The sequence below is a fragment of the Saccharopolyspora sp. ID03-671 genome (assembly GCF_045278815.1).
Classification (GTDB): domain Bacteria; phylum Actinomycetota; class Actinomycetes; order Mycobacteriales; family Pseudonocardiaceae; genus Saccharopolyspora; species Saccharopolyspora ipomoeae.
Map to the genome: position 1 here is coordinate 6,157,040 of NZ_CP134054.1, position 22,321 is coordinate 6,179,360.

General features: G+C 72.4%; 20 protein-coding genes and 1 pseudogene. 7 read left to right on the forward strand and 14 right to left on the reverse strand.

Translation table 11 applies throughout. The features are described 5' to 3' along the window. Positions 1-41: 41 nt before the first annotated feature. Complete coding sequence (locus REH65_RS28605) at positions 42-500, forward strand: L,D-transpeptidase (protein ID WP_281453447.1); 459 nt, start codon at positions 42-44, stop codon at positions 498-500. Between the two features lie 64 nt (positions 501-564). Here REH65_RS28605 and REH65_RS28610 read toward each other — a convergent pair whose 3' ends face one another. The 8 genes and pseudogenes from REH65_RS28610 to REH65_RS28645 form a co-directional block, all read right to left on the reverse strand. Then, on the reverse strand, positions 565-1,167 hold the full coding sequence (locus tag REH65_RS28610; protein WP_343231348.1) for a TetR/AcrR family transcriptional regulator: 603 nt from the start codon (positions 1,165-1,167) through the stop codon (positions 565-567). Positions 1,168-1,270: 103 nt separating this feature from the next. Next, positions 1,271-2,431: an acyl-CoA dehydrogenase family protein gene (locus REH65_RS28615; protein WP_406689866.1), complete on the reverse strand. Its 1,161-nt coding sequence runs from the start codon at positions 2,429-2,431 to the stop codon at positions 1,271-1,273. Next, complete coding sequence (locus tag REH65_RS28620) at positions 2,428-4,419, reverse strand: acetyl/propionyl/methylcrotonyl-CoA carboxylase subunit alpha (RefSeq protein WP_406689867.1); 1,992 nt, start codon at positions 4,417-4,419, stop codon at positions 2,428-2,430. The genes REH65_RS28615 and REH65_RS28620 overlap by 4 nt, the downstream gene beginning before the upstream one ends. An 11-nt stretch (positions 4,420-4,430) precedes the next feature. After that, on the reverse strand, positions 4,431-6,029 hold the full coding sequence (locus REH65_RS28625) for an acyl-CoA carboxylase subunit beta (RefSeq protein ID WP_406689868.1): 1,599 nt from the start codon (positions 6,027-6,029) through the stop codon (positions 4,431-4,433). Then, positions 6,026-7,174: an acyl-CoA dehydrogenase family protein gene (locus REH65_RS28630; RefSeq protein WP_406689869.1), complete on the reverse strand. Its 1,149-nt coding sequence runs from the start codon at positions 7,172-7,174 to the stop codon at positions 6,026-6,028. Before REH65_RS28630 ends, REH65_RS28625 begins: the two co-directional genes overlap by 4 nt. Next, a pseudogene (locus REH65_RS28635) lies at positions 7,171-8,890 on the reverse strand (acyclic terpene utilization AtuA family protein). Before REH65_RS28635 ends, REH65_RS28630 begins: the two are co-directional and overlap by 4 nt. Next, a complete protein-coding gene (locus tag REH65_RS28640) occupies positions 8,887-9,678 on the reverse strand; it encodes a TIGR03084 family metal-binding protein (RefSeq protein WP_406689870.1) in 792 nt (263 codons plus the stop codon). Before REH65_RS28640 ends, REH65_RS28635 begins: the two are co-directional and overlap by 4 nt. A 126-nt stretch (positions 9,679-9,804) precedes the next feature. Then, the gene (locus tag REH65_RS28645; protein ID WP_406689871.1) at positions 9,805-10,395 is read right to left on the reverse strand and encodes a hypothetical protein; all 591 of its coding nucleotides are present in this window, start codon (positions 10,393-10,395) and stop codon (positions 9,805-9,807) included. A gap of 264 nt (positions 10,396-10,659) precedes the next feature. Here REH65_RS28645 and REH65_RS28650 point away from each other — a divergent pair, with 264 nt between their 5' ends. Together REH65_RS28650 and REH65_RS28655 are read left to right on the forward strand one after the other, a co-directional pair. Further along, positions 10,660-10,968 carry a hypothetical protein gene (locus REH65_RS28650; RefSeq protein WP_406689872.1) on the forward strand — a complete coding sequence of 103 codons (309 nt, stop codon included), beginning with the start codon at positions 10,660-10,662 and terminating at the stop codon, positions 10,966-10,968. Continuing rightward, positions 10,965-12,230 (forward strand): nucleotide sugar dehydrogenase, encoded by a 1,266-nt coding sequence (locus REH65_RS28655; RefSeq protein WP_406689873.1) that lies wholly within the window; start codon positions 10,965-10,967, stop codon positions 12,228-12,230. The genes REH65_RS28650 and REH65_RS28655 overlap by 4 nt, the downstream gene beginning before the upstream one ends. Here REH65_RS28655 and REH65_RS28660 read toward each other — a convergent pair. Genes REH65_RS28660 through REH65_RS28685 form a run of 6 tightly spaced genes read right to left on the reverse strand, consistent with a single transcriptional unit; the run spans position 12,183 to position 17,614 of the window. Beyond that, entirely contained in the window at positions 12,183-12,632 is a 450-nt protein-coding gene (locus REH65_RS28660) for a DUF6917 domain-containing protein (protein WP_281453436.1), read from the reverse strand. The genes REH65_RS28655 and REH65_RS28660 overlap by 48 nt on opposite strands. Continuing rightward, complete coding sequence (locus REH65_RS28665) at positions 12,629-13,519, reverse strand: Gfo/Idh/MocA family protein (RefSeq protein ID WP_406689874.1); 891 nt, start codon at positions 13,517-13,519, stop codon at positions 12,629-12,631. The genes REH65_RS28660 and REH65_RS28665 overlap by 4 nt, the downstream gene beginning before the upstream one ends. Further along, positions 13,519-14,568: an Ldh family oxidoreductase gene (locus REH65_RS28670; RefSeq protein ID WP_406689875.1), complete on the reverse strand. Its 1,050-nt coding sequence runs from the start codon at positions 14,566-14,568 to the stop codon at positions 13,519-13,521. Before REH65_RS28670 ends, REH65_RS28665 begins: the two co-directional genes overlap by 1 nt. Then, on the reverse strand, positions 14,558-15,823 hold the full coding sequence (locus REH65_RS28675) for a M20/M25/M40 family metallo-hydrolase (protein ID WP_406689876.1): 1,266 nt from the start codon (positions 15,821-15,823) through the stop codon (positions 14,558-14,560). The genes REH65_RS28670 and REH65_RS28675 overlap by 11 nt, the downstream gene beginning before the upstream one ends. Next, entirely contained in the window at positions 15,823-16,662 is an 840-nt protein-coding gene (locus REH65_RS28680; protein WP_406689877.1) for a sugar phosphate isomerase/epimerase family protein, read from the reverse strand. The genes REH65_RS28675 and REH65_RS28680 overlap by 1 nt, the downstream gene beginning before the upstream one ends. Further along, positions 16,652-17,614, reverse strand: coding sequence for a Gfo/Idh/MocA family oxidoreductase (locus REH65_RS28685; RefSeq protein ID WP_406689878.1), 963 nt, complete (start codon positions 17,612-17,614; stop codon positions 16,652-16,654). Before REH65_RS28685 ends, REH65_RS28680 begins: the two co-directional genes overlap by 11 nt. A 249-nt stretch (positions 17,615-17,863) precedes the next feature. On the opposite strand from REH65_RS28685, the gene REH65_RS28690 reads away from it, so the two are divergent. The 4 genes from REH65_RS28690 to REH65_RS28705 are packed head-to-tail and all read left to right on the forward strand — an operon-like array spanning position 17,864 to position 22,314. Beyond that, a complete protein-coding gene (locus tag REH65_RS28690) occupies positions 17,864-19,000 on the forward strand; it encodes a DegT/DnrJ/EryC1/StrS family aminotransferase (protein WP_281453430.1) in 1,137 nt (378 codons plus the stop codon). Beyond that, positions 19,000-20,112 (forward strand): DegT/DnrJ/EryC1/StrS family aminotransferase, encoded by a 1,113-nt coding sequence (locus REH65_RS28695; RefSeq protein WP_406689879.1) that lies wholly within the window; start codon positions 19,000-19,002, stop codon positions 20,110-20,112. The genes REH65_RS28690 and REH65_RS28695 overlap by 1 nt, the downstream gene beginning before the upstream one ends. Next, positions 20,102-21,025: a UbiA family prenyltransferase gene (locus tag REH65_RS28700; protein WP_406689880.1), complete on the forward strand. Its 924-nt coding sequence runs from the start codon at positions 20,102-20,104 to the stop codon at positions 21,023-21,025. Before REH65_RS28695 ends, REH65_RS28700 begins: the two co-directional genes overlap by 11 nt. Further along, positions 21,022-22,314: a protoporphyrinogen/coproporphyrinogen oxidase gene (locus REH65_RS28705; RefSeq protein ID WP_406689881.1), complete on the forward strand. Its 1,293-nt coding sequence runs from the start codon at positions 21,022-21,024 to the stop codon at positions 22,312-22,314. Before REH65_RS28700 ends, REH65_RS28705 begins: the two co-directional genes overlap by 4 nt. Positions 22,315-22,321: the final 7 nt, after the last annotated feature.

Below are 22,321 nucleotides of genomic sequence, written 5' to 3' on the forward strand. Positions count from 1 at the left end.
ACTGGGGGTTCGGGCCGAGGCCGAGAACGTTGGGAGAACGGATGTTAAGCAGGATCGCGATGGTGTCGGTGACCGCGGCGGCCACCGCGCTGCCGCTCGGAGCGGTGAGCGCCTCCGCCGAGCCGGCGCCCGAGCCGCAGCTGGTGCCCGGCACTCCCTGCACCGCGACCGCGCACGCGTGCGTGAGCCTGTCGCAGAACCGCGCGTGGCTGATCCGCGCGGGCGAGGTCTACTACGGCGAGGCCTCCGCGCTCGGCGGCCGTCCCGAGAGCCCCACCCCCGCGGGCACCTTCCACGTGACGTGGAAGGACAAGGACCACCACAGCAAGGAGTTCGACGCCCCGATGCCGAACTCGGTGTTCTTCACCGACACCGGCGTCGCGTTCCACCAGGGCAGCCTCACCGACCGCTCGGCGGGCTGCATCCACCTGTCGAAGAAGTCCTCCGAGGTCTTCTTCGACAAGCTCCAGGTCGGGGACGAGGTCCAGGTCGTGCCGTGACCGAGGCGTGAGGCAGGCCCGTGATCCCGTTCGACACCGGCGGGGCCACGGGCCCTTTCGCGTCTCAGGCGACCGGCGGCAGGGCGTCGTCGAGGGTCTTCGCCCATTGGGCGACGATGTTCTTGCGGCGCGTCGAGTCGTCGGTGAGGACGTCGGCCAGCCCCAGGCCGCGGGCCATGTCGAGGGTGGCCTGCACGAGGCGCCGGGTGGTGGGGTCGCGGTCGTCGGCGCCGAGCATCTCGATCGCCACCTGGTGGACGGAGCGGCCGAAGCGGGCCTCCAGGGGGACGATCCGCTCCCGCAGCGACGGGTCGGCCGCGGCCGCCGTCCAGACCTGGAGCGCGGCCTTGAACAGGTCGCCGGTGAAGTAGTCGACAACCCGCGCGACCACGGCCTCGGTGCGGCCGGGCCCGTCGGGCAGCCGGGTGCCTTCGGCGCGGATCTCGGCCATCCGCGCGTCGAACATGTGCTCCAGGGCAGCGGTGATGAGGTCCTCGCGAGCCGGGAAGTGGTGCTGCGCGGCACCGCGCGACACCCCCGCCCGCTGCGCGGCGGCCGTGACCGTCGTGGCGTCCCAGCCCTGCGACGCCAAGCAGTCGATGGTGGCCTCCAGCAAGCGCTGCCGCGTCGCGCGACTGCGATCCTGCTTGGGCTCCCGCGACCTCATCCCGCTGATCCCCCTGAGAACTGTGCTGTGGTCACCCCGCTCGACGGAGCCGGCCGAGTCCCGCACCTGAAGCAGCGGCTCCACCGCAATTGTCGAACAGCCCCTAGTACGACTTGGGCAGGCCCAGGCTGTGCTGGGCGACGTAGTTGAGGATCATTTCACGGCTGACCGGGGCGACCCGGGCGATGCGGGCGGCGCCGAGCATCGCGGCGAGGCCGTGCTCGGAGGTCAGGCCCGAGCCGCCGTGGGTCTGGATGGCGCGGTCGAGGGCGGCGATGCTGGCCTCGGCCGCGGCGTACTTGGCCATGTTCGCGGCCTCGGCGGCCTCCATGTCCCGCCCGGCGTCGTAGAGCGTGGCGGCCTTCTGCATCATCACCTTCGCGAGCTCGATCTCGATCTTGTGCTGCGCCAGCGGGTGCGCGATGCCCTGGTGGGCGCCGATCGGGGTCTTCCACACCTGGCGCTGGTTGGCGTACTCCACGGCTCGGTCCAGCGCGTAGCGGCCCGTTCCGGTGGCCATCGCCGCGCCGAGGATGCGCTCCGGGTTCAGGCCCGAGAACAGCTGCATCAGCGCCGCGTCCTCCTCGCCGACCAGCGCGTCGGCGGGCAGCCGCACGTCGTCGAGGAACAGCGTGAACTGCCGGTCCGGGGCGATGATGTCCATCTCCATCGGCTGCGCCACGAAGTTCGGCGCGTCGGTGGGCACGATGAACAGCGCGGGCTTGAGCTTGCCCGTCCGGGAGTCCTCGGTGCGCGCCACGACCAGCACCGCGTCCGCCTGGTCGACGCCGGAGATGAACACCTTCTGGCCCTGCAGCACCCAGTCGGCGCCGTCGCGGCGGGCGGTGGTGGTGATGTGGTGCGAGTTCGAGCCCGCGTCCGGCTCGGTGATGGCGAAGACCATCGTGGTGCTGGCGTCGGCCAGCCCCGGCAGCCAGCGCTGCTTCTGCTCGGCCGTGCCGTACTTGGTGATGATGGTGCCGCAGATCGCGGGGGAGACCACGACCAGCAGCAGCCCGGCACCCTGCGCGGCGAGCTCCTCCTGCACCAGCGCGAGCTCGTAGATGCCCGCGCCGCCCCCGCCGTACTCCTCGGGGATGTTCACGCCGAGGAACCCGAGCCGGCCCGCCTCGTCCCACAGCTCGGTGAGCGGCTCGTGCGCGCGCGCCTTGGGCAGCACGTAGTCGACGTGGTTGTAGCGCTGGGCGAGCTTGGCGGCGGAGGCGCGCAGCTCCTTCTGCTCGTCGGTCTCGATGAAGCTCATGCCTTCTCCTCGGTGTCGGGGGCGTCGACCACGGCCAGCACGGTTCCCACCTCGACCTGCTGACCTGCGGTGACGTTGAGCTCGGCGAGCACGCCGTCGGTCGGCGCGGCGACGGTGTGCTCCATCTTCATCGCCTCCAGCCACAGCAGCGGCTGTCCCGCGGTGACCTGGTCGCCGGGGGCGGCGGCGAGCCTGACGACCTTGCCGGGCATCGGCGCCAGCAGGGATCCCTCGCTGACGCGCTCGGCGGGGTCGGTGAAGCGCGCGGTGCGCACCAGCGCGACCGGCCCCAGCGGGGAGTCGACGTGGACGTGCTCGCCGTGGCGGGCGACGTCGAAGCTCCGCCGCAGCGCCCCGTGCTCGCCCGGGACGTCGAGGACGACGCGGGTCGGGGTGGCCTCCACCAGCGCCAGCCCGGGGTGGTCGGCGACCTCCACACCGGTGCGCTTGGCGAGGTAGGACACCTCGATCTCGCGATCGCCGCTGGTGTAGGTCTTGGTCTGCGGGACCGACGGCAGGTTCCGCCAACCCGACGGGAACCCGCCGAGAGCCCGCGCGGTGCGGCGGTTCTCGGCAGCGGCGGCCAGCGCTGCGGCGACTGCCGAGAGCGCGACGGCGTCGTCGGTGGCCAGCGGCCGGGCCAGGGCGGCCAGGCCGTGCCGGTCGAAGAACGCGGTGTCGGTGTCCCCGGCCAGGAACGCGGGGTGCCGCAGCACCCGGACCAGCAGGTCGCGGTTGGTGACCAGGCCGTGGATCTTCGCCCGGGACAGGCTCGCCGCCAGCAGCCGCGCCGCCTCCTCGCGGGTGTCGCCGCGGGAGATGACCTTGGCCAGCATCGGGTCGTAGTGGATGCTCACCGCGTCGCCGTCGGCGACACCGGAGTCCAGCCGGACGCCCGGCGCGTCCAGCACCGCGAACTCCGCTGCGGTGCCTGGGACCTCGAGCCGTCGCAGGGTGCCGCTCTGCGGGCGCCAGTCCTGCGCCGGGTCCTCGGCGTAGAGCCGGACCTCGATCGAATGTCCTCGGGACGCGGGCTGTTCGGCGGGCAGGGCGTGGCCGTCGGCGATCTGCAGCTGCATCCGCACCAGGTCGAGCCCGGTGGTGTTCTCGGTGACCGGGTGCTCCACCTGCAGCCGGGTGTTCATCTCCAGGAAGAAGAACTCGCCCCGCTCGTCGGCCAGGAACTCGACGGTGCCCGCGCCCTCGTAGCCGATGGCCGCGGCCGCCAGCCGCGCCGCCTCGAACAGCCGCTCCCGCATTCCGGGTGTGCGCTCCACCAGCGGAGACGGGGCCTCCTCGATGACCTTCTGGTGCCTGCGCTGGATCGAGCACTCCCGCTCGCCCAGCGCCCACACCGCCCCGTGCCGATCGGCCAGGACCTGCACCTCGATGTGGCGGCCGGTCTCCAGGTAGCGCTCGCAGAACACCGTCGGGTCGCCGAAGGCGGACTCGGCTTCGCGGCGCGCGGCCTCGATCTGCTCGGGCAGCTCGGCGAGTTCCCGCACCACCCGCATGCCGCGCCCGCCGCCCCCGGCGGAGGCCTTGATGAGCACGGGCAGGTCGTCGTCGGTGACCGAGGACGGGTCGAGCTCGGCGAGCACCGGCACCCCGGCGTCGGACATCAGGGCCTTGGCCTCGACCTTCGAGCCCATCGACTCGATGGCCTTGACCGGCGGGCCCACCCAGGTCAGCCCGGCGTCGGAGACCGCTTGGGCGAACGCGGCGTTCTCGGACAGGAACCCGTAGCCGGGGTGCACCGCGTCGGCGCCGGCCGCCCGCGCGGCCTGCACGAGCCGCTCGGCCCGCAGGTAGGTCTCGGCGGGGGTGTCGCCGGGCAGCCGGATCGCGGCGTCGGCCTCGCCGACGTGCGGCGCGGCCGCGTCGGGGTCGGAGAACACGGCGGTGGTGGACAGGCCCATGCGGCGGGCGGTCGCGAACACCCGCCGGGCGATCTCACCGCGATTAGCGACCAGAACGTTGGTGATCATCGCGTGGGACCTCACATCCGGAAGACGCCGAAGTTCTCGGCGCCTTCGATCGGGGCGTTGTGGATGGCCGACAGGCACATCCCCAGCACCGTGCGGGTGTCGCGCGGGTCGATGACGCCGTCGTCGTAGAGCCGTCCGGACAGGAACATCGGCAGCGACTCGGCCTCGATCTGGTTCTCCACCGCTTCCCGCATCGCGGCGTCACCGGCCTCGTCGAACGGCTGGCCCTTGGCCTCGGCGGCGGCGCGGCCGACGATCGAGATCACCCCGGCGAGCTGCGCCGGGCCCATCACCGCGGACTTCGCGCTGGGCCAGGAGAACAGGAACCGCGGGTCGTAGGCGCGCCCACACATGCCGTAGTGCCCGGCGCCGTAGGAGGCGCCCATGAGCAGCGAGATGTGCGGGACCTTGCTGTTGGACACCGCGTTGATCATCATTGCGCCGTGCTTGATGATGCCGCCCTGCTCGTACTCGGCACCCACCATGTAGCCGGTGGTGTTGTGCAGGAACAGCAGGGGCGTCTCGGCCCGGTTGGCCAGCTGGATGAACTGGGTGGCCTTCTGCGATTCCTCCGAGAACAGCACGCCGCGCGCGTTGGCGAGGATGCCGACGGGGTAGCCGTGCAGCTCCGCCCACCCGGTCACCAGGCTGGAGCCGTAGCGCGGTTTGAACTCGTCGAAGTCGGAGTCGTCGACGACGCGCGCGATCACCTCGCGCGGGTCGAACGGCACCTTCAGGTCCGCGGGCACCACGCCCAGCAGCTCCTCGGGCGAGAAGCGCGGTTCGCGCACCTCGGCGCGCGGGGCCGGGCCCTTCTTGCGCCAGTTCAGGCGTTTGACGATGGAGCGGCCCAGGCGCAGCGCGTCCGGTTCGTCGACCGCGAAGTGGTCCGCCAGGCCGGAGGTGGTGGCGTGCATGTCGGCGCCGCCCAGCGACTCGTCGTCGGCGTCCTCCCCGGTGGCCATCTTCACCAGCGGCGGCCCGCCGAGGAACACCTTCGAGCGCTCCTTGACCATCACCGTGTGGTCGGACATGCCGGGGATGTAGGCGCCCCCGGCCGTGGAGTTGCCGAAGACCAGGGCGATCGTGGGAATCCCGTGCGCCGAGAGCCGCGTGAGGTCGCGGAACAGCGCGCCGCCCGGGATGAACACCTCCTTCTGCGTCGGCAGGTCCGCGCCGCCGGACTCCACCAGCGAGATCACCGGCAGCCGGTTCTTCTCGGCGATCTCGTTGGCGCGCAACGACTTGCGCAGCGTCCACGGGTTGGAGGTGCCGCCGCGCACGGTCGGGTCGTTGGCCACGATCATGCACTCGACGCCTTCGACCACGCCGATGCCGGTGACCACCGAGGCGCCGACCTGGAAGTCGCTGCCCCAGGCGGCCAGCGGGCACAGTTCGAGGAACGGCGAGTCCTCGTCGATGAGCAGCTCGATGCGCTCCCGGGCGGTGAGCTTCCCGCGGTTGCGGTGCCGTTCGACCTTCGACGGGCCGCCGCCTGCCAGCGCGGTGGCGTGCGCCTCGTCGAGCTCGGCGATCTTGTCGACCATCGCCTTCGCGGCGTCGGCGTAGTCGCCGGAACTCGTGTCCAGCGCGGACTTCACGATCGTCACGCTCGATACCCCAATCGGTTCGCCGCCAGTCCGGTCATGATCTCGGTGGTGCCGCCGCCGATGCCGAGGATGCGCATGTCCCGGTACTGGCGCTCGACCTCGGACTCGCGCATGTAGCCGAGCCCGCCGAACAGCTGCAGCGCCTGGTGCGCCACCCATTCGCCCGCCTCCACCGCGGTGTTCTTGGCGAAGCACACCTCGACGGTCAGGTCCTGCTCACCGGCGACTGCCCGCTCGGCCAGCCGTCGCGCGTAGACGCGGGCGACGTCGATCTTGCGGGCCATCTCGGTGAGCGTGTTCTGCACGGACTGCCGGGTGATCAGCGCGCGCCCGAAGGTCTCCCGGTCGCGGCACCACTGCTCGGCCAGGTCCAGGCAGCGCTGGGCCCCGGCGTAGGCCTGCACCGCCAGCGACAGGCGCTCGCTGAGGAACGCCTGGGCGATCTGCAGAAACCCGGAGTTCTCCGGCCCCACCAGGTTCTCGGCGGGAACGCGGACGTCGGTGAAGGCCAGCTCGGCGGTGTCGGAGGCGTGCCAGCCCATCTTCTCCAGCTTGCGGGAGACGGTGAAACCCGGCGACCCCTTCTCGACGACCAGCAGCGACACCCCGCCCGCGCCGTCGTCGCCGGTGCGCACGGCGGTGACGACGTAGTCGGCGCGGCAGCCGGAGGTGATGAACGTCTTGGCGCCGTTGACCACGTAGTGGTCGCCGTCGCGGTCGGCGCGGGTGCGCAGGTGCCCGACGTCGGACCCGCCGCCGGGCTCGGTGATGGCCAGCGAGCCGATCTTGCGGCCGGCCAGCGTCGGCTTCACCCAGCGCTCGATCTGCGCGGCGTCTCCGGCGGCGGCCATGTGCGGGACGGCGATGCCGCAGGTGAACAGCGAGGCGAAGGTGCCGCCGGAAACGCCCGCGTGGTGCATCTCCTCGGCGATGACGGCCGCGTCGATGAGGTCACCGCCGCCCCCGCCGACGTCGGTGGGAAGCGCCGCGCCGAGAAGCCCCAGCGCCCCGGCCTTCTCGTGCAGCGAGCGCGGCAGCGCGCCCGCGCGCTCCCACTCGTCCTGGTGCGGCAGGATCTCGTTCTCGGTGAAGCGCCGCGCGGTCTCGCGCAACCCCCGCCGCTCGTCGGTGTCCCACGGGTTCACAGCAGCGCCTCCGGGATGTCGATGTGCCGGGACCGGAGCCATTCGCCGAGTCCCTTGGCCTGGGGGTCGAATCGGGCTTGGGACGCCGCGCCGTCGCCGAGGATTCCCTCGACGACGAAGTTCAGCGCGCGCAGGTTGGGCAGCGCGGTCCGCGTGATCGCCAGCTCGGCCGCCTCCGGCAGCAGCTCGCGCACCTTCGCGACGGTGAGCGCGTGCGCGAGCCAGCGCCACTGCTGCTCGGTGCGCACCCAGACGCCGATGTTGGCGTTGCCGCCCTTGTCCCCGCTGCGCGCCGCGACGAACGTCCCCAGCGGGACGCTGCGGGTGGGTCCGTCTGAAAGTGGTTCGGGTTCCCGTTCTGGTGGTGGGGTGGGGGAAGTTCTCATGAAAACTTCCCCCACCTCGGAAACGGGAGGGACGTCGACCCGTTCTCCGTCGGGGAGGACCGCGACGTGGGGGACCCGGGCCGGATCGACGTACCCGGCGGTGAAGACGCCGCAGGGCGAGGCCTTGCCCGGGACGCTGGTGAGGCTGAAGCCGGGGTAGCTGGCCAGGGCCATCTCGACGGCGACGTTGGAGAACGCGCGTCCGACCACGTCCTGGTCGGGATCGCGGGCGACGCAGCGCAGGATGGCGCTGGCGCGCTCCTCGGTGTCGGCGTCGGGGCGGTCCAGCCGGGACAGGGTCCAGGTGAGCTCGGCGGGTCGCCGGGTGAGCCCGGCTTCGAGCTGGCGCCGGGCGAGCTCGGCCTTGGCCTCGATGTCGAGACCGGTGAGCACGAAGTCCATCTCGTTGCGGAAGCCGCCGAGGGTGTTCAGCGAGACCTTCAGCTCCGGCGGTGGTGCCTCGCCGCGCGTGCCGCGCAGCAGCACCCGGTCCTTGCCGTCCTGGGAGACGTCGATGGTGTCCAGCCGCGTGGTGACGTCGGGACCGGCGTAGCGCTCGTCCTGGATCTCGTACATCAGCTGCGCCGTCACGGTGTCGACGGTGACCGCGCCGCCCGTGCCCGGGTGCTTGGTGATCACGCTGGAGCCGTCGCGCCGCAGCTCGGCGAGGGGGAAGCCCGGCCGTGTCAGGTCGGCGATCTCGGTGAAGAACGAGTAGTTGCCCCCGGTGGCCTGGGTCCCGCACTCGATGACGTGCCCGGCCGCCACGGCCCCGGCCAGCGCGTCGAAATCCGTTCGCTCCCAGCCGAAGTGCGCCGCGGCGGGTCCGACGATGACCGAGGCGTCGGTGACCCGGCCGGTGACCACCACGTCGGCGCCGGAGTTCAGGCACTCCACGACCCCAGCAGCCCAGGTAGGCGTTGGCGACCAGGGGAGAGCCGAGATCGAGCTCGGCTGCGCGGGCGGTGAGGTCGTCGCCCTCGACGTGCGCGACCGAGATGTCCAGGCCGAGCCGCGCGGTGAGCTCCCGGATCCGGGCTGCCAGGCCCGCCGGGTTGGCGCCGCCCGCGTTGGCCACGATCCGCACGCCGCGCTCGGCGGCGAGTCCGAGGCAGTCCTCCAGCTGGCGCAGGAACGTCTTGGCGTACCCCAGATCGGGGTCCTTGAGCCGGTCGCGGCCGAGGATGAGCATGGTCAGCTCGGCGAGGTAGTCGCCGGTGAGCACGTCCAGCTCGCCGCCGGTGAGCATCTCGCGCATCGCCGAGAACCGGTCGCCGTAGAAGCCGGAGCAGTTGCCGACGCGCAGCAGCTCGGGGTCGGTGCCGATCATGAGTGCTGGCCCGCCTCCCTGCCCTTGCCGGGTGCGCCGGCGAAGGCCTGAGCGATGGTCAGCCAGTGCGCCGCGTCCTCGCCGGCGGTCTCGATCGCCAGGTCGTCGCGATGCCGCCGCTGGGTGACGAGCAGGCAGAAGTCCAGGGCGGGTCCGGTGATCCGCTGCGCGGCGTCGGCCGGGCCCCACTCCCACGCCTCGCCGCCGGGACCGACCAGCTCGACGCGGAACTCCTCGGCGGGCGGGTTCTGGCCGTGGGTGGCGTAGGCGAAGTCGCGGGTGCGCACGCCGATGTGCGCGACGTGGCGCAACCGCGCGGTGGGGGTGCGGGTGACGCCGAGGGCGTCGGCGACGTCCTGGCCGTGCGCCCAGGTCTCCATCAGCCGTGCGGTGGTCATCGAGGCGACGCCCATCGGCGGTCCGAACCAGGCGAGCTTGCGGCCGTCCTCGACTCCGCGCAGCGACTCGGCGAGCCGCGAGCGCCCGAGCCGCCAGGCGGACAGCAGATCGGCGGGCCGCGCGCGAGCCCGCTCGGCGGCCCCGGCGTCGACGAACCCGAACGGGTCCTGCATCGCCTTCTCGACGACGGCTGCGAAGCCGTCGGGATCGGTGGCCGACAGCAGGGCCACGTCGTCGGTCCAGGAGAGGTGGGCGATCTGGTGCGCGATCGTCCACCCCTCGGCGGGCGTGGCGAGCGCCCACCTCGCCTCGTCCAGTCCGGCGACGAGCTCGTCGAGCTCATCGCCTTCCGCGCACAGGTCTTCCAGCAGAGCGCCCACGTTGGCCATGCCGACCAGCCTGAGCCCGAGCGCGAGAAAAATCAAGCACGCTTGATTGATTTATGGGCAAGAGCGAGGGGCGGGGCCTCGTTGCCCCGCCCCTCGTCCCGTGGGGGTCCTGCCGGTGTCAGGAGGTCACTTGCTCAGCTCGTACTCGCCCGCGAAGTCGAGCGTGGAGAGTCCGCCGGCGAGGCAGCCGCCCGCAGCGGAGGCCATGTCGAACTTGCCGGTGCCCTTGTGCTTGGCGTCGGCGAACTCGCCGTCGGTGGTCTCGCCGACGAAGGCGCCGCTGACCCCCTGGCTGGGCCGGAGCGGGTTGCCCTCCAGCTTCAGGGAGAAGTTGGCCTTGCTGGTCTCGGTGCTGCCGTCCTTGAACTTCCAGGTGATGTCGACGTCCCCGCCGACGTCGCGCGGCAGCGAGGTGCACGACATCCGGCCGGAGAGGTCACCGCTGAAGGTCGCGCTCTCGACGTCCTCGGCCCAGCTCCCGGAGGGCGTGCAGCCGATGGCTTCGCCTTCGACCTTCATCGTGGTGGCCGCGCCGAACGGGTTCCCCGACAGCGCCGGGGAGAACTGGGCCGTTCCGGTCATGTCGCACGTCAGCAGCGCCTTGTCGGGTGCGGCCGGGGCGGCCTGCGCGGTCAGGAGACCGCCGAGCAGCGGCGCGGCCGCCAGTGCTGCGGTCGCGCCGAAAAGTGCTGACTTCTTCCCGAAATGGGGCATCATGCGGATTGAGCTCCTTCGTTCACTCAAGGGGAGAAGGAGATCGCCGTCGATCTCCTTCGAAGCGGAATAGGATCACGGGTCTCGTCCGTCGGCACTTCGATTCGCACGATCGAGCGGACTATTGATCTGATCCAGGACGTGCGGATATCCATTCGCTGCAAGAACTTTCACGTGTTGCTACTGTCCGGTCCGGCCGTTTCCGGAAATCCTAGGAATTTCCGTGCAGGTCGGTCGGTTTTGTCATCTAGGGAAAAGGAATATTCCATGAGAATGGTGCGCGTTGCTTCGGTAGTCCTGGCCACCGGTGCGCTGGCGATGGGCGGTGCCGGTCTCGCGGGAGCGCAGGAGCCGTCGAACCAGGTGACGGTGTTCGAGACCGAGCTCCAGCCGCTGACGAAGTTCGAGGACCCGCAGGGCTGCCACAAGCTCCCGCTGGCCTCGCACGTGATCGTCAACGACACCGATCGCGCGATCACGGTGTACGGCGACCCGTTCTGCATGACGCCGGGGCTCCAGGTCCCGCCCGGGCACGGCTCGCACGTCCCCCCGGGTACGGGCAGCTTCTCGGCATGAGTGAGACGAGGACCGACCTGGTCGTGGTCGGGCTGGGATACGTCGGCCTGCCGCTGCTGGTCCGCGCGCACGAAACCGGCATGAGGACAGCCGGTTTCGACATCTCCGCCGAGGTCGTGGCGGGGTTGGGCGCGGGTCGCTCGCACGTGGCCGACGTCCCGCACTCCGCGGTCGCCGACATGGCGGCCGCGGGGTTCCGCGCCACGACCGATCCGGCGGTGATCGCCGAGGCCGACGCCGTCGTGGTGTGCGTGCCGACCGGGCTCACCGACGGCGCCCCCGATCTGAGCGCGGTGCGCGCCGCCGCTCGCTCGGTGGGCGAGAACCTGAGCCTCGGCACGTTGGTGGTGCTGGAATCCACCTCGTACCCGGGCACCACCGAGGACGTCGTCCGGCCGATCCTGGAGGAGTCCAGCGGTCTGGTCGCGGGCGAGGACTTCCACCTCGCCTACTCGCCGGAGCGCATCGATCCCGGCAACGAGGTCTTCGGCGTCCGCAACACACCGAAGGTGGTGGCGGGGGTGACCCCGCTGTGCGCCAAGCACGGCGTGGCGTTCTACGGGCGCTTCATCGACACCCTCGTGGTCTCGCGCGGCACCCGCGAGGCCGAGATGGCCAAGCTGCTGGAGAACACCTACCGCTACGTCAGCATCGCGCTGGTCAACGAGGTCGCGCTGTTCTGCGACCGGACCGGCATCGACGTGTGGGACGTGCTGCACTGCGCGGGCACCAAGCCCTTCGGCTACGCCCCCTTCCAGCCCGGCCCCGGCGTCGGCGGGCACTGCATCCCCGTGGACCCGGTCTACCTCGAAACCGCCGGGGTCAGCGCCGGTTTCGACTTCCGCACGCTCAGCGCGGCGCGCGAGGTCAACGAGCGGATGCCGCACCACGTGGTGGACCGCGCCGAGCGGCTGCTGCAGGACGCGGGGATCGCCGTCGAGGGCGCCCGCGTGCTGCTGCTGGGCGCGAGCTACAAGCCGGACATCGCCGACACCCGCGAGACGCCGGCGCTGCCGGTGGCCTCCGGCCTGCTGAAGTCCGGCGCGGAGGTCGTCTACCACGACCCGAACGTCCCCGAATTCGCCGTCGGGGAAAGGGGATTGCGCCGGGTCGAGCACGTGGAGGACGGGCTGCGCGAGGCCGACCTGGCGATCCTGCTGCAGGACCACGCCTGCTACGACCCGGTCCGCCTGGTCGCCTCGCGATGCCTGCTGCTAGACACCCGGGGCAAGCTCGCCGGGGAGAACATCAGCCACCTCTAGCGGCTGGCTGAAGCTCAGGCGCGCCTCCGGGCGCAGGTGGAGATCCGCGCCGCTGAGCGGGGTTTCGGCGTGGATGAGGACGTTGTAGTGGTTCGGGAAGTGGCAGGCGTCGAAGCCCAGCACGGTGCCCACCCGGCGGTCCCCGAACCACACCTCGTCGCCCCGGTCCAGCACGCCGCCGCGGTCGAACTCCGCGAAGCCGAGGAACGCGACCCGGTCGATGCGGGCGCCCTCGGCGGTGTCGGTGTGGTCGGTGGTGACCAACTCGTGCACGTCGCCGGCGCGGACGCAGCGGCTCGCGTGCGGTTCCAGCGACATGCCGCGCTCGGCGCGGTGGTGCACCAGGACCTTGACCACGCGGGCCTGCAGCGTCCTCTTCGGACCGTCCTCGTCGGGGTTCACCGCGTTCCCTCCTGGCAGAACCGGTAGGTGTCGTGGACCAGCCGCAGCGCGGCGAGCCCGCCCGGATCGGCTCCCGCCGTCTCGAACTCGTCGAGCACGCCGTGGTACTCGTGCCACAGCGAGTTCTTGAAACCGGGGTGCCCGGCCAGCATGTCGGCGTGCAGCCGCGCCCCGTCGGCCAGCAGCACCTCGACGTCCTTGGTCTCGCCGGGGTGCGACCAGTCCAGCTCGACGACCGCCGGGACGCCGGAGGCCGATTCGAGCTCGATCACGGCCTGGCGGTCGGTGCCGCCCTCCTCCTTGACCACCGCGTGGACCAGGTCGATGTCACCGAGGAACAGCCGCACGAGGTCGAAGGCGTTCGGCCCGTTGTCGGCCACGCACCCGCCGCCGCAGCGAACCGGGTCGAGGTACCAGCTGTCCCCGCCGAGGTGCTCCTCGATGCGCTCCAGGTAGCGCACCCGCAGCGCCGCCGCACCCCCGCGCGCGGTGACCTCGGTGATCAGCCGGCGCACGTTGTCGTTGTAGCGGCGGTGGAACGAGGTCAGCAGCGGCACACCTGACCTGGTCGCGATCTCCACGAGCTCCCGCGCGTCGTCGAGGGACACCGCGAGGGGTTTCTCCACGCACACCGGGACTCCGCTCCGCAGCGCGTCCCGGCACACCGCGGCGTGCGCGTCGTTGGGGGCGGTGACGATCAGCCCGTCGAGCTCGACCGAGTCCAGCAGCGCCCGGTGGTCGGTGAAGCAGCCGACGTGCGGCGCGAACCCGCGCAGCCTGTCCGGTCGCAGGTCGCAGACCGCGGCGAGGTCCCAGCCCCGGGCCTCGACGGCGGCCAGGTAGTAGGCGGAGATCGCGCCGAGCCCGACGACTCCCACGCGGCGCATCAGCCGACCACCTCACCGAGCTCGGCCAGCAGCCGGGCCCGGACCGGAACGCCGTCGCGGCGACGGCGCATCGCGCGTTCGGCCTCGTGCCAGCCCGGGTAGTGCACCTGGCCCTCGGGCGGGCAGTCCAGGACCGCGCCGAACATCGCCCGCGCGGCCTCGGCGAAGCCGGGACGCAGCCGCTCGGCGTCGATCGCCAGCAGGAAGTAGCCGATGTCGTCGTCGCGCCCCGAGTCGCCCAGCACGGCCCCCGGGGTCGGTCCCAGCGCCGATCCGGACAGCAGCGCGGCGAGCAGCTCCACGACCAGACCGAGTCCGAAACCCTTGTGCGCGCCCGTGTCCGGGTCGCCGCCGAGCCAGCGCAGGTGCGCCGTGCCGCCGTCGAGGGCGCTCGGATCGGTCACCGAGGTCCCGGAGTCGTCGACCAGCCAGCCCTCCGGGATCGTCGCGCCGTCTCCCGCCGCGACCCGCACCTTGCCGGTGGGCACCACGGTCGTGCTCATGTCCAGCAGGAACGGGTGCTCCGGCAGCGCGGGCGCCGACACCGCCAGCGGGTTGGTGCCCAGCAGCGGCAGCGCGCCCAGCGGCGGCCGGGCGATGCGCTGACCGCCGCAGTTGCTCGCGACGACGCCGATCATGCCCTGCTCGGCGGCGCGGGCCGCGTGGAACCCGGCGCACCCGAAGTGCGTCGCGCCGCGCACCGACACCAGGCCGAGCCCGTGCTCGCGGGCTCGCGCGATCGCGTCGTCCATCAGCTCCGCCGCCGCCCACAGGCCCAGCGCGCGATCGGCGTCGACCGTCGCGCAGGCGCCGAGGTCGGAGCGCACGACCGGTTCGGCGGCGGGGTCGGCGCGGCCGGACTCCAGCAGCGGCAGGTACAGGCGGGGCAGGTTGAACACGCCGTGCGAGTCGAAGCCGCACAGGTCGCCGTGGCACAGCGCCGAGGCCGCGAGGCCGGCGCGGTGCTCGGGCACGCCGTGCGCGCGGAACCGCTCGGCGACCAGGCCGTGCAGGCGTTCGTGGGGGACGGTCGCGGTGTCAGGCTGCATCGTGTTCCTCTCCGGTGCGGTGTCGCGCGAACTCGGTGAGCAGCGCCGAGACGACGGCGGCGAACTCCTCCAGCTCCGCGCGCTCGGCGTGCTCGCCATCGGCGTGGGCGTGGTTGGTGTCGAGGCGACCCGGGCCGAGCACGGCGGTGAAGCAGCCGGGCAGGTCGTGCATCCAGATCGCGTCGCAGGTGAAGGCCGGTTCCTCGTCGGGCCAGCGCCGGGCGCCCGCGCGTTCCAGCAGGTCCTCGGCCCACGGGTCGGTGTCGTCCAGGCAGGGCAGGCCGCGCTTGACCCAGTCCAGGTGCGTGATGGCCGCCGCGTCCCGGGCGGTTCGGGCGAACTCCCTGCTACCGGAGAATCGCTCGCGGAACTCCGCGATGCCGTCCTCGAACGCCCGCTGCAGCTCCTTCTCGGCGGCCGCGCCCTCGGCGGTGGTGGCGTAGGAGAGGTTGAGCAGCAGCTGCCCGGACCCGTAGACGCGGTTGTGCAGGTCGCCGGTGCGCAGCCCGGCGACGCAGAGCCGGCCGGGCCGGTCGGTCGTGTCCAGCCGGGACGCCAGGTGCTGGGCGAGGAACCCGAGCAGCGCGGTCGCGTTGTGCCCCGCGTCCGGCCGGTCGTCGATCGAGCCCTGCCCGTCCACCCGCACCCGCGCGGTCATCGACGCCGTCGAGCGCGGCAGGTAGCGCAGACCGGTGGGTTCGCAGCAGATGTTGAGCCGCCCCACGTGGCCCTGCTCGACCAGCGGGCGGGTGCCGTAGGTGCCCATCGCCCCGCCTTCCTCGCCGGAGACGACCTGCAGGAGCACCGCGACGTCGTCGCCCAGAGCGGGCAGTGCGTCCCGGATCCCCGAGAGCAGCGCCACCGCAGGGCCTTTCGCGTCGATCGCGCCGCGACCGGTGAACCGGCCGCCGCGCAGCCCGACGGGTTCGAGACCGGCGACGGTGTCCAGGTGCACGTTGAACATCACCGTCTCGGATCGCGGCAATTCCGGCCCGAGCCGAAGGAGCAGGCTCGGCTGCGCGTCGAGGAATTCCGGCCCCGCGCGCCGCACGGTCTCGGGCACGTCGTCGCGGTCGAGCACCCCCGGATCGGGCGGGCCGTGGTGCAGCACCCGGAACCCCAGCTCCTCGGCCGCGCGGGCGTAGCGGCGCTGGGCCTGCCACAGCTGCGGCGGATCGGAGGTCTCCAGCGGGCTGACGGTCGGCAGCTCCAGCAGCTCCAGCAGCAGCGCGCAGTCGTCGTCGGAGAAGCCCATCACGCGACACCGGTCGGCGCGGTCCGCAGCATCCGCTCCAACCGCCGCCCCGCCCGCAGGAACGGTCCGGGGTCGGACCCGGCCACGCCCTCGTGCGGCCGGGTGACCAGGTGCGGTTCCAGCGACAGGGCTCCGCTGTAGCCGTGGTCGAGCAGCAGCCGCAGGCAGTCGTGCACGCGCGCGTCACCGTCGCCGGGCAGCACGTACTCGGCCCGGCCCGGGACGCCGACGGCGTCCTTGACGTGCACGTGCTCGACGTGCGGCAGGACCCGCTGCAGCACCTCGAAGGCGTCGTACCCGTGCTCCACCCCGTTGCCGACGTCGAACAGCAGCCGCAGGCACGGGCCACCGGCGTCGACCAGCCGCAGCATCCGCGCCGGATCGGAACCCGCCCAGCCCGAGCAGTTCTCGTGCAGCAGCACCACGCCGTGCCGGGCCGCGCGGTCGCCCAGCAGGGCGATGCGCTCCAGCACGCGGTCCCGCCACTCGGCTTCGTCGAGACCGTCGGCGAGGTAGGACATGATCCGGACGTACCGGGTGCCCAACGCCGCGCACCGGTCGGCCAGCACGTCGAGTTCGCGCAGGTCGTCGGCCGGGGGAGCGGTGATGGGCCGCGCCCAGTTGCCGATCCGCGAGTCCAGGCAGACGACCCGCAACCCGGCCGCCTCCACCGCGCGGCGGACGCGCTGGAAGCGGGACGAGTCCAGCTCGGCCAGCGCCACCCCGTCGACGGTGCGCAGCTCGATGCCGGGCCAGCCGAGCTCGGTGATCGCGGCGATCTGCTCCGGCAGCGAGGCGCCGGCCTCGTCCCCGATGCCGGCGAGCTGGTCAGCGTGCATGCGCGAGCGTCCTCTCCTTGGCGGCGGTGAGCAGGCGGATGATGTCGGCGTGCAGGTCGAACGTGCCGTGCTCGCCCGCGGGGCGGTGGTGGTGGACGTAGGCGCGCACCATCCAGCGGGTCAGCGCGTCGTCCCGGAAGACGACCCGACGGCCGTTGATCTCCAGCTGCGCGTGGTCGTCGTCGGCACCGATCGGGTAGTGGCCGACGACCCGCCCGGAGTCGAGTTCGAGGGTGATGCGGCGGCGCCGGATCGGCGCGGTCAGATCCGAGCGGATCTCGCTTCGCACGCCCCCGGCGTGGTCGAGGACCAGCCGGGCGCTGCCGAGCCTCGGCAGCACCGTGTCGGCGACGCGCATGTCGGCGCACTCGGCCTCGGTGATCTCGGCGGAACCCGCCAGCCGCAGCACCACGCCCAGCGAGTGCGGCAGCTCCACGTCGAACGCGGTCGGGTGCCCGGTGGTCGCGCACGAGCGGGTGAAGCGCGGTTTGTCCTGGTCGAAGGTCACCGAGCGGAGTCCGCCACGAGCCACCAGACCGGTCAGGTGCTCGGTGAGCCGGGACTCCAGCCAGTGGCTCACCACCGCGATGTCCATGCCGTGCCGGTCGCGGATCGACTCGATCGCCGCGAGCTCCTCCAGGTTCGTCGCCAGCGGTTTCTCCGCGATGACCCGGCGGAACCCGTGCTCGGCGAGCTCGGCGAAGAGCCCGGCGCGCCCCTGCGGCGGGGTGCAGACGTGCACCACGGTGCGGTGCGGGTCGAGCGTCGCCGCTGCGGCGCCGATCGAGTCGACGAGCGTCACGTCCGGCCGGTGCCGTCTCGCGTCGGGGTCGCAGGCCACCACGCGACCGCCGGCGAACAGCCCCGGAGCGACCTCGCGGGCCTGCGCCAGCACGCGCAGGTGGAGGCCGGAACCGGCGCGTCCGAGCCCGATCACGAATGGTTGCAGCATCGCACGACGTCCTCTGTGGACCGATGAGTGGGAGGAGAGGTGCCGGTGAACCCGGCCCCGGCGACTGTACAGACCACCACCGCGCTCGGAAGTCGTTCTGCTGCCGGAAAAACGACGTCTCACTGGAAGGAGTGAAGTTGGCTCCTCCACACGTCGAAAAAGATCAGCCCTCGTTAAGTTCGATCTAGGTTCTGAACGCTTACAGGGGGTTGGTTCAGCGTGTCCCTCGGGACGGAATTCGTTGGGGGAGTGGCGGAAGCACCCGTTCCGTTCTTCTCCCAGGCCCGCACCTTCGAACGGCTCTGGCCGGAGATGAGCTCGCGCATAGCCGAGGTCTTCGACAACGGCAAGTTCTCGCACGGCAAGCAGGTCGGTGAGCTCGAAGCCGCGCTCGCGGAATATACCGGCGCGCGCCGCGTCGTCGGCGTCAACAGCGGGACCGATGCGCTGGTCCTGCTGCTGCGGGCGCTGGGCTTGCGGCCCGGCGACGAGGTCGTGGTGCCCGCCTACTCGTTCATCGCGACCGCCTCGGCGGTGGTGCTGGCCGGCGGCACGCCGGTGTTCGCCGACGTCGATCGCGACACCTACGCCCTGGACCCGGACGAGGTGGCGCGGGTGGCGACCCCGCGCACCCGCTTCGTGATGCCCGCTCACCTCTTCTGCCGGATGGCCGACATGACCGCGCTCGGCGAGGTCGCGCGCGAGCGGGGCCTCACCGTCGTGGAGGACAGCGCCGAGGCGATCGGGATGCGGCAGGGCGGCGTGCACGCGGGGCTGCACGGAGCCGGGGGAGTGCTGTCGTTCTTCCCCGCCAAGACGCTCGGCGCGCTCGGCGACGCGGGGGCGGTGCTCACCGACGACGACCAGCTCGCCGACCTGGTGGCCGGGCTGCGCCACCACGGGCGGCTCGGACGCACCCTCGACGACTTCCCGACGATCTCCACCGAGACCGGGATGACCGGCACCAACAGCAAGATGGACGACATCCAGGCCGCGATCCTGCTGACCAAGCTCGCGCATCTCGACGACGACATCGCCCGCCGGGCCGAGATCGCCGAGCGCTACCGGCGCGGCCTCGACGGCGTCGTGCGGTTGCCGGTGCCCGGCGACGACCCGGTGTTCTACGTGCACCTCATCGAGGTCGAGCTGCGCGACGAGCTGGCCGAGCACCTCGCCGAGCGCGGCATCGGCACCGAGACCTACTACCCGGTCCCGCTGCACCTGCAGCCCTGCTTCGCCGATCTCGGCCACCGGCGGGGCGACTTCCCCCGCGCCGAGTCCGCCAGCCGTCGCGCGCTCGCGCTGCCGCTGCACGCCGACCTCACCGACGAGCAGGTGGACCGGGTGTGCGCGACGATCCGCGAGTTCTACGCCGGGAGGCCCTGATGCAGATCCCGTTCTTCCCTCCCGACCTGTTCGAGGGCGACCGCAAGGTCATGCTCGACCTGATCCGCGAGATCGGCACCGCGCCCGAGCAGAAGTTCATCCTCGGCGAGCACACCCGCGCCTTCGAGGACCTGCTGCGGGCCGAGCTCGGCGCCGCCGACGTCGTGGCCTGCGGCAGCGGCACCGCGGCCTTGGGACTCGTGCTGCGCGCGATGGACGTCGGCACCTGCGACGAGGTCGTGGTGCCCGCGTTCGGCTGCGCGCCACTGGCCTCGGCGGTGCTGGAGGTCGGGGCGCAGCCGGTGTTCGCCGACGTCGACCCGCGCACGATGGTCGTCGACCCCGGCGAGGTGGAAGCGCGCATCACCCACCGGACCAAGGCGATCATGCCCGCGCACATGTTCTCGGTGATGGCCGACATGCCCCGGTTCGCCGGGATCGCCGCCGCGCGCGGGGTGCGGCTGCTGGAGGACTCCGCCGTCGCCCAGGGCGCGGTGCTCGACGGCACCCCGGCCGGGTTGTGGGGCGAGGCCGGGGTCTACTCGTTCGTGCAGGTCAAGTCGTTCGGGATGCCCGGTGAAGGTGGCGCGGTGGTGACCCGCGACCCGGAGCTGGGGCGACGGGTCCGGATGCTGCGCAACCACGGTCAGCGCGAGCGGTTCGTGCACGAGGTGGTCGGCGTCAACAGCCGCTTCGACGAGTTCCAGGCCGCGTTCCAGTCCTACCGCTACACCGGGCTCGCCGAACGCCTGGAGCGCCGCGCCCGCATCGCCGAGCACTACACCGAGCGCTTCGCCGGGCTGCCCGGCCTCGAACCGCCGCCGCCCGGCCGGAACGGGCGCTGCTACTACGTCTACTGCGTGCAGAGCGACCGGCGGGACGAACTGCGCGGGTTCCTCGCGGAGAAGGGGATCGGGTCGCACGTGTACTACCCGCAGCCGCTGCCCGCGCAGCCGGCCTTCGCCCGGCACGCGCCGGTGGGCGAGCGCTGGCCGAACGCCGAGCGCGCCTGCGCCCGCATCCTGGCGCTGCCGATCTACCCGCACCTGACCGACGCCGAGGTGGAGCGGGTCGCCGACGCGGTGGAGGAGTTCAGCACGCATGTCCGCTGAGATGCTCAACGTTCCGCAGGAGTCCCGGTTCCGCAGCTACCTGCGGCTGGGCAAGTTCGACGTCTACGACTACTACCTGGGCATCCTCGTCGTCGCGTCGGCCGCGCCCACCGAGCCGGGGACGCTGCTGCTGTTCCTGCTCGGCGCGGTCGCGGTGATCGTGGCCGGGGTGGCCTTCGACGACATCACCGGGTTCCGCGACGGCAGCGACCTGGTGAACTACGGCTCGGACGACCGGCTGCGCAAGAAGCTCCGCAAACCGCTGGTCGCGGGCGCCCTCACCGAGGCCGAGGCGCTGCGCTTCGCCTGGGGCGCGGCGGGGATCGGCGCGCTGCTGTGGGGCGCGGCGATCCTCACCGCCCCGCACAGTCCGATGTGGACCGTGGTGCTGCTGGTGGTCGTGTTCGCCGCGGCGCTGCAGTACTCCTACGGGCTCAAGCTCAGCTACCGGGGCCTCCAGGAGGCGTTCCTGGTGGTGCTGGGCGCGACGCTGGTGCTGGCGCCCTACGGCCTGATCACCGGCCAGTTCTCGGGGTTCGTGCTGGTGCAGGCGGTGCTGTTCGGCATGGGCCCGCTGATGTTCGGGGTGTACTCCAACACCAACGACGTCGACGGGGACCGGGCGGTGGCCCGCCCGACGGTCGCCGCGCTGACCTCGCGCCGCGGCAACGCGCGGTTCATCGCCGCGCTGTCGGTCGGGGAGTTCCTGCTGGGCGCGCTGGCCTCGGTGACCGGTGTCGCGCCGTGGTGGTTCGCGCTGCTCCTGCTTCCGGCCACCGCGCTGCGAGCGCGGCAGTACCACCTGGGCTTCGCGGTCGGTGACATCATGCGGGCCCGCAAGCTGGGCTTCACCGCGCACCGCACCTGCGTCGCTCTGCTGGTGCTGGCCAACGTCCTGGTGGCCCTCGGATGAGCCGCGACCTGGACGTTGCCGTCGTCGGCGCAGGCGTGGCCGGGCTCACCGCCGCCCACGAGCTGCAGCGGGCCGGGCTGGACGTGCGGGTCTACGAGGCCGCCGGGCAGGTCGGCGGGCGGATGGCCACGGCGCGCGGTGACGGCTACGCCGTCGACACCGGTGCCGAGCAGATCTCCCCGCACGGCTACCCGGCTACGTGGGACCTGCTGCGGCGCTTGGGGTTCCGCGCCGAGGACGTGCCGCCGATCGGCCGTCCCATCGGGATGTGGCGGGACGGGCGGGCGCACCTGGGCTTCGGGTCCGCGCGCGGGCTGGTCACCGGCGCCGGGCTGTCGGTGCGCGCACGGCTGGAGCTGCCGCGGCTGGGCGTTCCCGTCGACCCGGAACGCCCCGAGGACTCGGAGCTCGGCGACACCACCGTCGCCGAGCTTGCGCGCCGGCACCACCGCGACGTGGGCGACCACCTGCTCCAGCCCGCCGCCTCGTTCTGCCTGTGGGATCCCGAGAAGTCCTCGGCCGCAGTGCTTCTGGGAATGCAGCGCGCCGTCGGCGCCGCCTCGGCGTGGCGGACCTACCGGGACGGGATGGACACCCCGTGCCGCCGCATGGCCGTCGACCTCGACGTGGTCACCGGCCAGGAGGTGAGCGAGGTCGTCGCCGACGGGACGGGCGCCCGGTTGCGGGTGGGCGAGGACGTGGTGACCGCGCGGCAGGTGCTGCTGTGCGTGCCCGCTCCGATCGCCGCCCGGCTGCACCCCGGCGCTCCCGCGGTGGAGGCGGAGTTCCTGGCGGCGTGCACGTTCTCCTCGGCGATCAAGGTGCCGTTCCTGCTCGACGCCCCGGTCGAGCTGCCCGGCAAGCCCTACCTGGTGATCACCCCGCGCGCCGAGGAGGAGTTCCTCGCCGCGATCCTCTTCGACCACCTCAAGCACCCGCGCCGCGTCCCGGCAGAGAAGGGGCTGGTCACGGCCGTGGTCAACGTCGAGAACACCCCGGCGCTGCTCGACGCCCCCGACCACGAGGTCATCGCGCGGGTCACCGAGGCCGTGCGGCGCTACCTCCCGATCGGCGGCGAGGCCCGGGTGCACCGGCACCGGCACGCGCTGCCCGAGTGCACCCCGGCCGCGCTCGCCGCGCTGCCCGGCTTCCGGTCCCGCGAGCTCGGGCCGGTCGACTACGCGGGCGACTGGGTGAACCTGCGCCCGCACAGCGAAGGCGCCGTGCGCACCGCCGCGCTGGCGGTCTCCCGCACGCTCAGCAGGCTCGGCTCACCGGTTCCGGTCTGACGACAAG

Excerpts from the sequence above, each read along its gene's own strand:
- REH65_RS28695 (WP_406689879.1), top strand. The coding sequence starts at position 19,000 with ATGCAGATCCCGTTCTTCCCTCCCGACCTGTTCGAGGGCGACCGCAAG.
- REH65_RS28675 (WP_406689876.1), bottom strand. The coding sequence starts at position 15,823 with ATGGGCTTCTCCGACGACGACTGCGCGCTGCTGCTGGAGCTGCTGGAG.
- REH65_RS28645 (WP_406689871.1), bottom strand. The coding sequence starts at position 10,395 with ATGATGCCCCATTTCGGGAAGAAGTCAGCACTTTTCGGCGCGACCGCA.
- REH65_RS28705 (WP_406689881.1), top strand. The coding sequence starts at position 21,022 with ATGAGCCGCGACCTGGACGTTGCCGTCGTCGGCGCAGGCGTGGCCGGG.
- REH65_RS28665 (WP_406689874.1), bottom strand. The coding sequence starts at position 13,519 with ATGCGCCGCGTGGGAGTCGTCGGGCTCGGCGCGATCTCCGCCTACTAC.
- REH65_RS28610 (WP_343231348.1), bottom strand. The coding sequence starts at position 1,167 with ATGAGGTCGCGGGAGCCCAAGCAGGATCGCAGTCGCGCGACGCGGCAG.
- REH65_RS28685 (WP_406689878.1), bottom strand. The coding sequence starts at position 17,614 with ATGCTGCAACCATTCGTGATCGGGCTCGGACGCGCCGGTTCCGGCCTC.
- REH65_RS28605 (WP_281453447.1), top strand. The coding sequence starts at position 42 with ATGTTAAGCAGGATCGCGATGGTGTCGGTGACCGCGGCGGCCACCGCG.
- REH65_RS28655 (WP_406689873.1), top strand. The coding sequence starts at position 10,965 with ATGAGTGAGACGAGGACCGACCTGGTCGTGGTCGGGCTGGGATACGTC.
- REH65_RS28680 (WP_406689877.1), bottom strand. The coding sequence starts at position 16,662 with ATGCACGCTGACCAGCTCGCCGGCATCGGGGACGAGGCCGGCGCCTCG.
- REH65_RS28670 (WP_406689875.1), bottom strand. The coding sequence starts at position 14,568 with ATGCAGCCTGACACCGCGACCGTCCCCCACGAACGCCTGCACGGCCTG.
- REH65_RS28615 (WP_406689866.1), bottom strand. The coding sequence starts at position 2,431 with ATGAGCTTCATCGAGACCGACGAGCAGAAGGAGCTGCGCGCCTCCGCC.
- REH65_RS28650 (WP_406689872.1), top strand. The coding sequence starts at position 10,660 with ATGAGAATGGTGCGCGTTGCTTCGGTAGTCCTGGCCACCGGTGCGCTG.
- REH65_RS28620 (WP_406689867.1), bottom strand. The coding sequence starts at position 4,419 with ATGATCACCAACGTTCTGGTCGCTAATCGCGGTGAGATCGCCCGGCGG.
- REH65_RS28700 (WP_406689880.1), top strand. The coding sequence starts at position 20,102 with ATGTCCGCTGAGATGCTCAACGTTCCGCAGGAGTCCCGGTTCCGCAGC.
- REH65_RS28640 (WP_406689870.1), bottom strand. The coding sequence starts at position 9,678 with ATGGCCAACGTGGGCGCTCTGCTGGAAGACCTGTGCGCGGAAGGCGAT.